This is a genomic window from Streptomyces johnsoniae (genome assembly GCF_031845565.1).
GTDB classification, from domain to species: Bacteria; Actinomycetota; Actinomycetes; order Streptomycetales; family Streptomycetaceae; genus Streptomyces; species Streptomyces johnsoniae.
In genome coordinates this window covers 1-12,552 of the sequence record NZ_JAVREV010000036.1, presented here as the reverse complement: position 1 = coordinate 12,552, position 12,552 = coordinate 1, and the positions used below count along the sequence as shown (strand labels likewise).

The following is a 12,552-nucleotide window of genomic DNA, read 5'->3' as shown; positions in this document are numbered from 1 at the left end:
CCGGGCATTACGGTGGGACATGAAGACCTCCATGCGGTGCAGTCCTAGACAGCTCCACCACATCGGAGGTCTTCGCCATGATCAAGCCCCAACGAGTGTCAACAACGCTTGTGAGCAATACACCTAGGCTGCGGGCATGCACCAGCCCCTGCCGCCCGCCACCGCCGCCATGACGATGCTCGCCGCCGCCGTCATCGTCCACGACCCCGCCACCGACCGCGTGGTGCTGCTGCGCCGCGGGCCCGCCGCGAAGTTCGGGCGCGGCCTGTGGGATCTGCCGGTCGGCAAGAGCGACCCGGGCGAGCCCGTCACCGTCACCGCCGCACGGGAACTGGCAGAGGAGACCGGGCTCGTCGTCGACCCGGCCGAGCTGCGCCTGGCGCACGTGATTCACGCCGCACGCGGGGCGGAGGCGCCCAACGGGTTCCTCACCGTGATCTTCCTCGCCCGCCGCTGGCGCGGGACGCTGCGCAACGCCGAGCCCCACAAGCACTCCGAGGTCCGCTGGGTGGACGCGAAGGCCCTGCCGACGGACATCGTGTTCGCCGCGGACGGCATCATCCGGCGGGCGCTGGCAGGCGAGTCCGGCATCGGGCTGCACGGCTGGGCGTGACGGGCGCCGCCGCACCGCGCACGCCGCGCGGGTACCATCGGCGATCATCGCGGCGCGCACGCGCAACGCCGCGGGAAAATCGAGGAATTGACGCTTCCATCATGGCCACAGTACGCACCGAATGCATTACGATGAGTAATACCGTCGAGGTGGTCGGAAGGTTCCGCCGCATCCCGGGCCGGGCGACAGCACGCCATGGATCGCGGTAGCGTCGCAAGGCGACCCGGGCACCTCTGCGGTGCCCGGGAGCGCTCAATCAGTGTGAGTCTCTGTGGAGGTGAGGGTGTCCCCCATCCCAGGTGAGCCCGGATCGCAGGACTTCGTCGAAGTCCGGCTGCCGGCGGCGGGTGCCTATCTGTCAGTGCTGCGAACGGCCACGGCCGGTCTCGCGGCGCGGCTGGATTTCACCCTGGACGAGATCGAGGACCTGCGCATCGCGGTCGACGAGGCCTGCGCCATCCTGCTCCAGCAGGCGATTCCGGGGAGCGTCCTCGAGTGCGTCTTCACCCTGGTCGGCGACGCCCTGCGGGTCACGGTCTCGGCGCCCACCACCGAGGGCCACGCGCCGGAGCGGGACACCTTCGCCTGGACCGTGCTGACGGCGCTCGCGGGTGAGGTCGAATCGGCCGTCGGAGAGGACAAGACGGTCAGCATCAGCCTGCACAAAAAGCGCGGCGGCGCCCCCGGAGCGCCGTGACCGGCGCGCAGGGGCCGCCACGGGACGAGGGGGCCGAGGTGAACGAGGTGGAACAGGCCGCAAGACCCCGCCGGGAGCCGGCCGGGGCAGCCATTCCCGGACAGCAGGAGCCTGCCGCGCCCGCACAGCGGCGGGTGCTGCCCGACCCGCACGACCGCGGGGCGGCACGTGATCTCTTCGTCGAGCTGCGCAAACTGCCCGACGGCTCGCCGGAGCGCGCCGAGCTGCGCAACAGCCTGGTGCGGATGCACCTGCCGCTCGTGGAGCATCTGGCCCGCCGCTTCCGCAACCGCGGGGAGCCGCTCGACGACCTGACGCAGGTGGCGACCATCGGCCTGATCAAGTCGGTGGACCGCTTCGACCCGGAGCGCGGCGTGGAGTTCTCCACGTACGCCACACCCACCGTGGTCGGCGAGATCAAGCGGCACTTCCGGGACAAGGGCTGGGCGGTACGGGTGCCGCGGCGGCTGCAGGAGCTGCGGCTGTCCCTCAGCCAGGCGACCGCGGAGCTGTCCCAGCAGCACGGCCGGGCGCCGACCGTGCACGAGCTGGCCCAGCGCCTCAGCATCTCCGAGGAGGACGTGCTCGAGGGCCTCGAATCGGCGAACGCGTACAGCACGCTGTCCCTCGACGTGCCGGACACCGACGACGAGTCGCCGGCCGTGGCGGACACCCTGGGCGCCGAGGACGACGCCCTGGAGGGCGTGGAGTACCGCGAGTCGCTGAAGCCGCTGCTCGAAGAGCTGCCGCCGCGGGAGAAGAAGATCCTGCTGCTGCGCTTCTTCGGCAACATGACGCAGTCGCAGATCGCCCAGGAGGTCGGCATCTCGCAGATGCACGTCTCCCGGCTGCTGGCCCGCACGCTCGCGCAGTTGCGCGAGAAGCTGCTGGTGGAGGAGTAACGGCCGCGGCCACGCCCCCTCAGGCAGCCCCGCGGGGCGCGGTGCCCAGTGCAGCGGTGGCCGTCGGGTTGATCAGGCAGCCGAGCGCGGCGATGGCCGAGAGGCCGAGCGCGGCCGCCGCCACCGGCCAGAGCCCGCCGCTGCCGAACAGCGTCCAGGTGACGGGGACGGCGAGCAGCTGCGTCAGCACGGCCGGGCTGCGGCTCCAGCGGCGCAGCCGCCACAGCCCGTGGCCCGCGGCCAGTGGCAGCGCGGACAGGGCCAGCAGCGTCACGGCGCCGGTGAGCGCCTGCGTCGGGTCGTCCGGGTCCCCGGTCACCACGAGGAGCAGCATGGCCGCGCCGACCGCCGCGATCGCCGCGCCCTGGAGGCCGTTCAGCACGGCCGCGACGGTCACCGTACGCGGACGCCCGGTCACGTCCTGCCCGCTCTGCTGAGTGCTGTTCTCGCCCACCCCGCAAGCGTATAGCCCACCGGCGGCGCCCCGGCCGCCGTGGCCTGGGTACTCTGCCATGCATGCGCGCACTACTCGTGGTCAACCCGGTCGCCACCACCACCAGCGCGCGGACCCGTGACGTCCTCACCCACGCACTCGCCAGCGACCTGAAGCTGGAGGTCGCCGCGACCGGTTACCGCGGGCACGCGCGGGAGCTGGCCAGGGAGGCGGCCGAGCAGGGGACCGCGGACCTGGTCATCGCGCTCGGCGGCGACGGCACGGTCAACGAAGTGGTCAACGGCCTGCTGCACCACGGCCCTGACACCGGGCAGCTGCCGCGGCTCGCGGTCGTGCCCGGCGGCTCCACGAACGTGTTCGCGCGGGCGCTCGGTCTCCCCAACGACGCGGTCGAGGCCACCGGGGCGCTGCTGGACGCGCTGCACGCGAAATCGGAGCGCGCGGTCGGTCTCGGCCTCGCGGCCGGCACGCCGGACACCCAGGACGCCGAAGTCCCGCGCCGCTGGTTCACGTTCAACGCGGGGCTCGGTTTCGACGCGGGTGTCGTCGGCCGGGTGGAGTTGCAGCGGGAGCGCGGCAAACGGTCCACGCACGCGCTGTATGTGCGGCAGGCGATGCGGCAGTTCTTCGGGGACCAGCACCGCACCGCGGGCACGATCACGCTGCGGCGTGCGGGGCACGAGCCGGTGACGGGGCTCGCGCTGGCGATAGTGTGCAACACCGCGCCCTGGACGTTCCTGGGGAACCGGCCGATGTACGCGGCGCCCCGCGCCTCGTTCGACACCGGGCTCGACCTGCTGGGACTCACCCGGCTGTCGTCCGCGGCGGTGACGCGGTACGCGACGCAGCTGCTGCGCAGTTCGCCGGATCGCGGGCCCCGCGGGAAGCATGTGGTGGCCCTCCACGACGAACCGGACTTCACCTTGCAATCGCAGGTGCCACAGCCGTTTCAGCTTGATGGTGACCACCTCGGACTGCGTACAAGTGTGACCTTCACAGGCGTACGCCATGCACTGCGTGTGATTGTGTGAGCAGAAGCCCGCAAACTCCTTCCAGTCGAACGTTTAGTGCAGGCTCCACCCGTCGGAAGTAGGGCTGTGAGCTAGGCGACACCAAGGATTCAAAAAAAACTTTCCGGAAGGGGTTGTATCCGCAGCCCAGGTTTGCGAACCTCTACATGGCGATCGGGACGGCCGGGACACACCTCGGCCCCCTTGAGAGTCCGAATCCTCTTCGAGCCTGCGGGTGCCGCAGCGAAGGTCCTCACTGAAGATGCCTGAGCAGCAGCCCGATCTTTGTCTGGGGATTCGTGAAAGCGTTCACATTCACAAGCAATGTAACTGCAACGTGCAGGAGATGGAGCAGACATGGACTGGCGTCACAGCGCCGTTTGCCGCGAGGAGGACCCCGAGCTGTTCTTCCCCATCGGCAACACCGGTCCTGCGCTGCTGCAGATCGAGGAAGCCAAGGCCGTCTGCCGCCGCTGCCCCGTCATGGAGCAGTGCCTGCAGTGGGCTCTGGAGTCCGGCCAGGACTCCGGCGTCTGGGGCGGAATGAGCGAGGACGAGCGCCGTGCCATGAAGCGCCGCGCCGCTCGCAACCGGGCGCGCAAGGCCAGCGCCTGAGTTATCGGGCGCCCTCACGCCCCCGCCACCCGCTGCCCCGAGCCGCAGCACGCGCAGCACCCGTCAGGTGCCCAACGCGAAACGCACCGAGCCCCGACCCGCGAGCACACATCACCGCGGGCCGGGGTTCGGCGTTTGTGCGTCCCGGGCTCAGCAGTTCAACGGCTCAGCAGTTCAACGGCTCGGCGGCTCGGCGGCTCAGCGCTTGGCCCCGTGCCGCTCCAGCGGCAGGTCGAGCGACACGCGCGTGCCGCCGTCCTGGGCCGGCACCATGTCGAAGGTGCCGCCCAACTCCCCCTCCACCAGCGTGCGCACGATCTGAAGGCCCAGATTTCCGTCGCTGCGCGGATTGAACGTGCGCGGCAGCCCCTGCCCGTCGTCCTGAACGGTGACCAGCAGCCGCCCCGGCTCGCGCGTGCCGTCGGTGCGGGTCGCGTTCACCTCGATCGCGCCGCGCTCCCCCGAGGGGAAGGCGTGTTCAAGTGCGTTCTGGAGCACCTCGGTAAGGACCATCGACAGCGGGGTCGCGGTCTCGGCGTCCAGGATGCCGAAGCGGCCGGTGCGGCGGCCGATGACCCGGCCGTCCGGGGCGAGTTCGGCGACCATGGTGATGACGCGGTCGGCGATCTCGTCGAACTCCACCCGCTCGTCCAGATTCTGGGACAGCGTCTCGTGCACGATGGCGATGGAGCCGACGCGGCGCACCGCCTCGTCCAGGGCGGCCCGCGCGCTGCTGTCGCCGGTGGCACCGATGCGCCGGGACTGGAGGCGCAGCAGCGCCGCGACGGTCTGGAGATTGTTCTTCACCCGGTGGTGGATCTCCCGGATGGTGGCGTCCTTGGTCATCAACTCGCGCTCGCGCCGCCGCAGTTCGGTTACGTCGCGGAGCAGTATGAGGGAGCCGATCCGCTCGCCCTTCGGCTTCAGCGGGATGGCGCGCAGCTGGATGACGCAGTCGTTGCCCTCGATCTCCGCCTCCCGCGGCGCCCAGCCGCTGGCGAGTTTGACCAGTGACTCGTCCACCGGGCCGCGGGTCGGGGCGAGGTCGGCCGTGGTCGGGCCGAGCGGCAGGCCCACCAGATCGGCGGCGAGGCCCAGCCGGTGGTAGGCGGACAGGGCGTTCGGGCTGGCGTACTGCACGACCCCCTCGGCATCCAGCCGGATGAAGCCGTCGCCGACGCGCGGCGCGCGGTCCATGCCGCCCTGCTGCCCCGGGAAGGGGAAGGCGCCCCCGGCGATCATCTGGGCGAGGTCGGACGCGCTCTGGAGGTAGGTCAGCTCCAGCCGGCTGGGGGTGCGCACGGTCAGCAGGTTGGTGTTGCGCGCGATCACGCCGAGCACCCGGCCCTCGCGGCGCACCGGGATGGACTCCACGCGCACCGGCACCTCCTCGCGCCACTCCGGGTCGCCCTCTCGCACGATCCGGCCCTCGTCGAGGGCGACGTCGAGCAGCGGGCGCCGGCCGCGCGGCACCAGGTGGCCGACCATGTCGTCCTGGTAGGAGGTGGGCCCGGTGTTGGGCCGCATCTGGGCGACCGAGACGTAGCGGGTGCCGTCGCTGGTCGGCAGCCAGAGCACCAGGTCCGCGAAGGACAGGTCGGAGAGCAGCTGCCACTCGGACACCAGCAGGTGGAGCCAGTCGAGGTCATGGTCCGTGAGCTCGGTGTGCTGGCGGACGAGGTCGTTCATGGAGGGCACACGGGCGAGCTTACCGGCGCGCGCAAACACGCTCCGGCGCGCTTGAGCCGCGCTCAAGAACCGACGGCGCGAGCCGGGGCAGTCGGACAAGTGCTTTCAGAGCATGGACACACGACGGCAGTGCGGTTCAGAATGGGGAACGTCAGCGCACTTCTGCTCTCCCCGCACAGGAGGGCAGAGCGAGGCCGCACGACGCTATCTGCCCTGACGGCGTCGAAGGCCCGCATCGCTCCGGGCTGCGGTGCCGAGAGGGTTGAGGGTCCCTCCCCGGCGCCGCGGCCCGTGGGTGTTCCCGGCCCCGGTCACGGGGCGGCGGGCCAGGCGCGCAGCGCCGCCTCGGCGACGGCCTCCAGGGCCGCCCGTCCCACTCCGTCCCGCGCCTGCTGGCTCATGCCCTGGAGGACCGCGCCGACGAAGCGGGCGAGGCCCGCCGCGTCGGTCTCCGCCGGCAGCAGGCCCGCGGCGATGTCCTGCCGGATAATCCTCTCGAACGCACGCACGTTTCCCTCACGGCGCGCACGCAATCCGGCGGCCACCTCCTCCACCGGGCAGTTGAGCGCCGCGGAGGCGACCAGGCAGCCCGGCGGGCGGCCGGGGGTCGTGTACTCGGCGGCGGCCTCGCGCAGGACGCGGGCCATGGCCCGGCTCGCGGTGGGCTCCTCGGCCACGGCCCGGTCGATGAACAGCCCGAAGCGCTCCCCGAAGCGCTCCACGACCTCCTCGAAGAGGGCCCGCTTGTCGCCGAAGGCGGCGTACAGGCTGGGGGCCCCGATGCCCATGACTCGGGTCAGCTCGGCGACCGAGGTGGCCTCGTAGCCGCGCTCCCAGAAGACCCACGTCGCCTGGTCGAGGGCGGCCTCCCGGTCGAAGGACCGAGGGCGCCCGCGTGCTCTCTCCGCCATACCCACATTCTATAGCGCCCGCTTAAAAATGCGTGCTAGCGTTCTTTCTGTAGCAGCCACTAGAGAAAGGCGGGCGGCGCCATGGGCACGCTCACGGGTAAGACAGCGCTGGTCACCGGCGCGAGCCGCGGCATAGGGCGGGCCATCGCCGAGCGGTTCGGCCGCGAAGGGGCCCGCGTCGCGGTGCACTACGGCCGGGACGAGGCCGCGGCCGAAACCACCGTGAAGGCGATCGAGTCGGCCGGCGGCAGCGCGTTCCCCCTCCGGGCCGAGCTGGGGGCGCCGGGCGACGCGGAGGCGCTGTGGGAGGCGTTCGACGAGCGGGCCGACGGCCTCGACATCCTCGTCAACAACGCGGCCATCAACGGCCCGCGCCGCGGGGTCGCCGGCACCGACCGGGCCGAGTTCGAGCAGGTCTTCGCGGTGAACGTGACCGCGGTGTTCTTCATCGTGCAGCACGGCGTCGGCCGACTGCGGGACGGCGGACGCGTCATCAACATCAGCACCGGCCTGACCCGCAGGGCGGCCGATATGACCGAAGTGCTGGCGTACACCATGTCCAAGGGGGCGCTCGACCAGTTGACGGTGGGCCTCGCCAAGGAGTTGGGCCCGCGCGGCATCACCGTCAACGGCGTGGCCCCCGGCGTCGTCGAAACCGACATGAACGCCGACTGGCTGCGCGACGGGGACGAGGAGACGCGGCGCGCGGTGGCGGCGATGTCCCCCCTCGGCCGGATCGCCGACGGCAGTGACATCGCCGACGCCGCCGCGTTCCTCGCCTCCGACGACGCCCGCTGGGTCACGGGCGACTGGCTGAACGCGAGCGGCGGCGCCGTGCTGTGACGGGCCGCCCGTACGGCCCTACGGGCCTGTCGTCCGGATGCGCCGCCGGGCCGCACCGCCCGGCCGCTCCCCCGGGCTGACGGCCGGGAGGTGCTTTTGTCCGCGCGCGGGCGCCCCGGGGTCCGTATCGCGATCGCCGGGGCCCCGGCCTCGGCCGCGGGCCCCGGGCGTGGGGCCCGGGGCCGGGCGGCAGTGCGCGCGGCCCGCCGTCGTCACGCCTTCGCGGGCGGACCGGCCGGACCGCGGGGTCAGCGGGTCTCCGTCACCTTGGCCAGGGCCCGCGGGGCGTCCGGGTCCTGGCCGCGGGCCAGGGTGACCTCGTAGGCGAGCAGTTGCAGCGGAATGATCTCCAGGATCGGCTGCAACTCCTCGCGCACGCCGTCGGTGGGCAGCGCGAATCCGGCCGAAGCCGCCGCCACCTGCGCGCTGGGCCCGATGACCACCAGGTCGGCGCCGCGGTCCTTCAGCCGGTCGAGCACCGGCTGGAGCGCCTCGCCGCCGCGGCCGTCGGTGACGATGGCGATGACGGGGAAGATGTTGTCGACCATCGCCAGCGGTCCGTGCAGCAGATCCGCGCCCGAGTAGGACAGCGCCGGGATGTAGCTGGTCTCCATCAGCTTCAACGCCGCCTCCTTGGCGGTCGGATAGCCGTAGCCGCGGGAGGTCAGCACCATCCGTTCGGCGAAGCGGTAGCGCGCCGCCAGCTGCCGGATCTCCTCCTGCCGCGCCAGGACCCGCGTCGCCAGCTCCGGGAGCCGCGCCGCGGCGGCGGCCCCGTCGCCGCCGCGCAGGCCCTCGGCGAACAGGTAGAGCGCGAGCAGCTCAGCCGTGTACGTCTTGGTGGCCGGCAGCGCCCGCTCCGGCCCGGCCAGCACGTCGATGTGAAACTCGGCGGCCTCGGCCAGCGGCGAGTCCGCGTTGTTGGTCACGGCCAGCGTGATCGCCCCGCCCGCGCGGGCGGCCTTCGTCGAGGCGACCAGGTCGGGCGAGCCGCCGGACTGGCTGACGGTGATCACCAGGCAGTCGGCGAGATCCTGCTTGGCCGCGTAAGCGGTCGTCGTCGACATGGACGTCAGGCCGCACGGCATCCCCACCAGGATCTCCAGCAGGTACTTCCCGTACAGCGCCGCGTTGTCCGAGGTGCCGCGGGCGGTCAACAGCACGAACCGCGGCCGCCGCGCCGCGATCCGCGCCGCGACCTCGCGGATGCGCGGCGCGCCCTCCGCGAGCAGCCGGCGCAGCACGGCGGGCTGCTCGGCCATCTCGGCCGCCATCAGGCGGCCGGGCGATGCGTCGGGCGGCGCGACAGGGGTGGCTTGCATCGAGGGTTCCCTCCCGGTTGCGGTACCGGTCACCGCGGGGCCCGGCCCGCGATGACCTCGGCGGCGGCCCGGCCGCAGACGCGGGCGGCGCCGTGGGTGGCGATGTGCAGGGCGCCGGACGGCGGCGCGTGCGGCACACCCATCTCGACGACGACCGTGTCCGGCCGGGCCGCGAGCAGCCGGGCGAGCGCGTCGGCCATCCAGGCGTGCCGGTGCACGTCGCGGACGACGGCGACGACGCGGCGCTCCCCCGCGGCGGCCAGGATCTCGGCGACGAACCCGTCGCCGCCGGCCCGTTCCGCCTCCTCGCGGGTGTGGCTGCCGGTGGCGGTGCCGGGCAGCAGCCCGGCCAGCTCGGGGCCGACGCCCCACGGGGTGTGCTCGCCGACCGCGATGTTGGCCACGGGGGGGAACGAGGCGACGTAGGGCGGCGCCGTCAGCGGGACGAACGGGCCCGCGCCGTCGGGCCGGTGCAGGCGCAGCGCGCGGCGGGCGGCGGTCAGGCCGACCTCGCCGGCCGGGTCGGGCGCCCCGGCCGGCGCCGCGGCCTCCGCGGTCCAGTCGGCCAGCTCCCGCACGCGCGTGGCGGCGTCGTGCAGACGTTCCTCGGGCAGCTCGCCGCTGTGCACGGCCCGCACGAGGGCGTCGCGCAGGCGCAGCACCTCGGCCTCGTCGGACGGGGTGCCGCCGATGCAGAGGGCGTCGGCGCCCGCGGCGATGGCGTGGACGCAGCCGCCGTCCAGGCCGTAGGCACCGGCGACGGCCTTCATCTCGATGGCGTCGGTGAAGATCAGCCCGTCGTAGCCGAGTCCGCCCTCGGCGACCGGGGCGCGGAGCAGGCCGGTGAGGACGGCGGGGCTGAGCGTGGCGGGCCGGTCGGGGTCGAGGGCGGGCACGAGGATGTGGGCGCTCATCACGCAGCGGGTGCCGGCCGCGATGGCGGCCTTGAAGGGCGCGAGCTCCCGGGTGTGCAGCGTGTCGGAATCCAGGTCGATCAGCGGCATCGCGTGGTGGGAGTCGACGCTGGTGTTGCCGTGTCCTGGGAAGTGCTTCACGCAGGCGGCGACGCCCGCGCTCTGGAGCCCCTCCACGTAGGCGACGGTGTGCCGGGCGACCAGCTGCGGATCGTCGCCGAAGGAGCGGACGCCGATGACCGGGTTGTCCGGGTCGCTGTTGACGTCCGCTGAGGGCGCCCAGTTGAGGTTGACGCCGCAGGCGGCCAGGCGGCGGCCCAGCTCGGCGGCGACCTCGCGCGTCAGGGCGGTGTCGTCCACGCTGCCCAGGGCGTGGTTGCCGGGGAACGAGGAGCCCCCGTGCACTTCGAGGCGGGTGACGTCGCCGCCCTCCTCGTCGACGGAGACCAGCACGTCGGGCTTCGCGGCCCGCAACTGGGCGGTGAGGGCGGCCACTTGTTCCGGCGAGACGATGTTGCGGCCGAAGAGGCCGACGCCGGTCATGCCGTTGGCCAGCTGCCGCGGCAGCCAGTCGGGCAGCTCTGTGGTCCCGGCGAAGGTCGGCTGGAGAACGGCGAGCGCGTCGCGGGTGACGGTGTCGGAGTCGCGTACGGCAGTCGTCATGAGCGAGTGCTATCCCTTCACGGCACCCGCGGAGAGGCCGCCGGTGACCCGTCGCTGGAGCAGGATGAAGAGGATGAGGACCGGGATGGTGAACATCGAGGAGGCGGCCATGGTCGCGCCCCAGTCGTTGCCGAAGTTGGTCTGGAACTGGGTCAGCCACAGCGGCAGCGTCGCGGCGTCCGGCGCCTTGTTCAGGACCAGGACCATGGCGTACTCGTTCCAGGCGGAGATGAAGCCGAACAGGGACGTCGCCATCAGGCCGGGGGCGAGCAGCGGGAAGATGACGCGGAAGAACGCCTGGGTCCTGGTACAGCCGTCGATCATGGCGGACTCCTCCAGTTCCTTGGGCACCGCGGCGATGAAGCCGCGCAGTGTCCAGATGGTGAACGGGAGCGCCATGACGAAGTAGACGAGCGTCAGGGTGCCGATGCTGTTGAGCATTTCGAGGTCGCGGGCGTTGAGGTACACGACGATGATCAGGATTTCCCACGGCGCCATCTGCGCCATCATCACCGCGATGACCATGCCGCGGCGCCCGCGGAAGCGCATGCGCGCGATGGCGTAACTGGCCATCAGGGCCACGCCGAGCGCGAGCAGTACGGCGCCGATGGTGACGATGAAGCTGTTGCCGACGTACGTCCAGAAAAGGTCGACGCCGGTCGCGGTGGAGTAATGGTCGAAGGACGGAGTGAAGAAGAACACCGGGTCCTTCGAGAGCACATCGGTATTGCTCTTGAAGGAGGTGGAGAACATCCAGTACACGGGGAAGAGGAACAGTACGGCCAGGACCAGGGCCGCACCGTTGAGCATGACCTTCCTCATGATTCCTCCTTCTCCTGCTTGAAGATCAGCCAGAAGTAGAACGACATGGCGACCAGCAGGATGATCAGCGTGAGGACGGAGATCGCGGCCGCGGCGCCGTACTGGTTCTGGCCCATGCCCTCCATGTAGGCCATGACCGGCAGCGTTTCGGACTGGCGGTCGGGGCCGCCCTCGTTCATGGCGTAGATCTGGGTGAACGCCTTGAACACCCAGATGATCTCCAGGAAGGTCGTGATCAGGAAGAACGGCCGCATGATCGGGACCAGGATGGACCAGAAGACGCGCCAGTCGGAGGCGCCGTCCATGCGGGCGGCCTCCCAGATCTCCCCGCTGACGGTGGTGAGCCCCGCGTAGAGGTTGAGCGCGACGAACGGCACCGACGCCCACACGATCAGCACGGTCACGATGGCCAGCGTCGAGGTGCCGCTGCCGAACCAGTTGTGCTGCTCGTAGCCGGAGAAGCCGAGGCTGCGCATCACCCAGTTCGCGACGCCGAACTGCTGGTCGAACAGCCACTGGAAGACGGTGGTGCTGGCGATGACGGGCATGGCCCAGGCCGCGACGAGGCTGATGGACAGGAGCAGCCGCATCTTGGTGCCGAGTGCGTTGAGCAGCAGGCCGATCAGCGTGCCCAGGATCATGATCACCAGCACGTTGGCCGCCATGAAGACGAACGTGCGGACGGCCGCGTCCCAGAAGCGCTCGTTCTCCAGAACGGCCCGGTAGTTGTCCAGGCCCGTCCACTCCGTGGTCCTGGAGATCAGCTGGCGGCGGCCGAACTCCTGGAAGGAGATGACGAGGTTGCGGACGAGCGCGTAGCCGAGGACGGCGACCAGGGCCAGCACGGCGGGGGCGAGCAGCAGGTACGGCAGCCAGCGCGCGGAACGCGGGCGGCGCGGCCGCGGCGGGGGCAGGCCGGCCGTGGAGGGGTCCGGACCCGGTACCCGGGGCGGGGCGTCCTCGATATGCACGGTCATGCGTGGTATCCCTCGTCTTCCTCGGTCTTCCCTCGGTTCCCCTCGTCCCGGCACCGCCGCCCGAACGGCCGGGACGGGGGCTCACGGAGGTGGCGCCCGCGGGCCGGCGGCCCCCCCCGG

At 71.8% G+C, this 12,552-nt stretch carries 13 protein-coding genes; 6 read left to right on the top strand and 7 right to left on the bottom strand.

Annotated elements, in window-relative coordinates; translation table 11 throughout:
- The first annotated feature begins 136 nt into the window (after positions 1-136).
- The 3 genes from RM779_RS33010 to RM779_RS33000 all read left to right on the top strand — a co-directional run bounded on the left by RM779_RS33010 (position 137) and on the right by RM779_RS33000 (position 2,212).
- On the top strand, positions 137-613 hold the full coding sequence (locus RM779_RS33010; protein WP_311621488.1) for an NUDIX domain-containing protein: 477 nt from the start codon (positions 137-139) through the stop codon (positions 611-613).
- Between the two features lie 283 nt (positions 614-896).
- Positions 897-1,310: an ATP-binding protein gene (locus RM779_RS33005; protein ID WP_077063240.1), complete on the top strand. Its 414-nt coding sequence runs from the start codon at positions 897-899 to the stop codon at positions 1,308-1,310.
- Positions 1,307-2,212 carry an RNA polymerase sigma factor SigF gene (locus RM779_RS33000; protein WP_394813451.1) on the top strand — a complete coding sequence of 302 codons (906 nt, stop codon included), beginning with the start codon at positions 1,307-1,309 and terminating at the stop codon, positions 2,210-2,212. Before RM779_RS33005 ends, RM779_RS33000 begins: the two co-directional genes overlap by 4 nt.
- Positions 2,213-2,231: 19 nt before the next feature.
- Here RM779_RS33000 and RM779_RS32995 read toward each other — a convergent pair whose 3' ends face one another.
- Positions 2,232-2,666, bottom strand: coding sequence for a hypothetical protein (locus tag RM779_RS32995; RefSeq protein ID WP_311621487.1), 435 nt, complete (start codon positions 2,664-2,666; stop codon positions 2,232-2,234).
- 62 nt (positions 2,667-2,728) lie between these two features.
- Here RM779_RS32995 and RM779_RS32990 point away from each other — a divergent pair, with 62 nt between their 5' ends.
- Entirely contained in the window at positions 2,729-3,697 is a 969-nt protein-coding gene (locus tag RM779_RS32990; protein ID WP_311621486.1) for a diacylglycerol/lipid kinase family protein, read from the top strand.
- A gap of 336 nt (positions 3,698-4,033) precedes the next feature.
- On the top strand, positions 4,034-4,291 hold the full coding sequence (locus RM779_RS32985; protein ID WP_059012246.1) for a WhiB family transcriptional regulator: 258 nt from the start codon (positions 4,034-4,036) through the stop codon (positions 4,289-4,291).
- Positions 4,292-4,489: 198 nt separating this feature from the next.
- On the opposite strand, the gene RM779_RS32980 is transcribed toward RM779_RS32985, so the two are convergent.
- Both RM779_RS32980 and RM779_RS32975 read right to left on the bottom strand, forming a co-directional pair.
- Complete coding sequence (locus RM779_RS32980) at positions 4,490-5,980, bottom strand: sensor histidine kinase (RefSeq protein ID WP_311621489.1); 1,491 nt, start codon at positions 5,978-5,980, stop codon at positions 4,490-4,492.
- A 311-nt stretch (positions 5,981-6,291) separates the two neighbouring features.
- A complete protein-coding gene (locus RM779_RS32975) occupies positions 6,292-6,891 on the bottom strand; it encodes a TetR/AcrR family transcriptional regulator (protein ID WP_311621485.1) in 600 nt (199 codons plus the stop codon).
- An 81-nt stretch (positions 6,892-6,972) separates the two neighbouring features.
- Between RM779_RS32975 and RM779_RS32970 the strand changes: the two genes are divergently transcribed.
- Complete coding sequence (locus RM779_RS32970; protein ID WP_311621484.1) at positions 6,973-7,734, top strand: SDR family NAD(P)-dependent oxidoreductase; 762 nt, start codon at positions 6,973-6,975, stop codon at positions 7,732-7,734.
- Between the two features lie 248 nt (positions 7,735-7,982).
- On the opposite strand, the gene RM779_RS32965 is transcribed toward RM779_RS32970, so the two are convergent.
- Genes RM779_RS32965 through RM779_RS32950 form a run of 4 tightly spaced genes read right to left on the bottom strand, consistent with a single transcriptional unit; the run spans position 7,983 to position 12,432 of the window.
- Positions 7,983-9,056, bottom strand: a complete 1,074-nt coding sequence (locus RM779_RS32965; protein WP_311621483.1) for an SIS domain-containing protein — start codon at positions 9,054-9,056, stop codon at positions 7,983-7,985.
- 29 nt (positions 9,057-9,085) lie between these two features.
- The gene (locus RM779_RS32960; RefSeq protein ID WP_311621482.1) at positions 9,086-10,633 is read right to left on the bottom strand and encodes a glycoside hydrolase family 3 protein; all 1,548 of its coding nucleotides are present in this window, start codon (positions 10,631-10,633) and stop codon (positions 9,086-9,088) included.
- Positions 10,634-10,642: 9 nt separating this feature from the next.
- A complete protein-coding gene (locus tag RM779_RS32955; protein WP_311621481.1) occupies positions 10,643-11,455 on the bottom strand; it encodes a carbohydrate ABC transporter permease in 813 nt (270 codons plus the stop codon).
- Positions 11,452-12,432 carry a carbohydrate ABC transporter permease gene (locus RM779_RS32950; RefSeq protein ID WP_311621480.1) on the bottom strand — a complete coding sequence of 327 codons (981 nt, stop codon included), beginning with the start codon at positions 12,430-12,432 and terminating at the stop codon, positions 11,452-11,454. The genes RM779_RS32955 and RM779_RS32950 overlap by 4 nt, the downstream gene beginning before the upstream one ends.
- Between the last annotated feature and the right edge of the window lie 120 nt (positions 12,433-12,552).

Excerpts from the sequence above, each read along its gene's own strand:
- RM779_RS32985 (WP_059012246.1), top strand. The coding sequence starts at position 4,034 with ATGGACTGGCGTCACAGCGCCGTTTGCCGCGAGGAGGACCCCGAGCTG.
- RM779_RS32980 (WP_311621489.1), bottom strand. The coding sequence starts at position 5,980 with ATGAACGACCTCGTCCGCCAGCACACCGAGCTCACGGACCATGACCTC.
- RM779_RS33010 (WP_311621488.1), top strand. The coding sequence starts at position 137 with ATGCACCAGCCCCTGCCGCCCGCCACCGCCGCCATGACGATGCTCGCC.
- RM779_RS32960 (WP_311621482.1), bottom strand. The coding sequence starts at position 10,633 with ATGACGACTGCCGTACGCGACTCCGACACCGTCACCCGCGACGCGCTC.
- RM779_RS32990 (WP_311621486.1), top strand. The coding sequence starts at position 2,729 with ATGCGCGCACTACTCGTGGTCAACCCGGTCGCCACCACCACCAGCGCG.
- RM779_RS32970 (WP_311621484.1), top strand. The coding sequence starts at position 6,973 with ATGGGCACGCTCACGGGTAAGACAGCGCTGGTCACCGGCGCGAGCCGC.
- RM779_RS32955 (WP_311621481.1), bottom strand. The coding sequence starts at position 11,455 with ATGAGGAAGGTCATGCTCAACGGTGCGGCCCTGGTCCTGGCCGTACTG.
- RM779_RS32975 (WP_311621485.1), bottom strand. The coding sequence starts at position 6,891 with ATGGCGGAGAGAGCACGCGGGCGCCCTCGGTCCTTCGACCGGGAGGCC.
- RM779_RS32965 (WP_311621483.1), bottom strand. The coding sequence starts at position 9,056 with ATGCAAGCCACCCCTGTCGCGCCGCCCGACGCATCGCCCGGCCGCCTG.
- RM779_RS32950 (WP_311621480.1), bottom strand. The coding sequence starts at position 12,432 with ATGACCGTGCATATCGAGGACGCCCCGCCCCGGGTACCGGGTCCGGAC.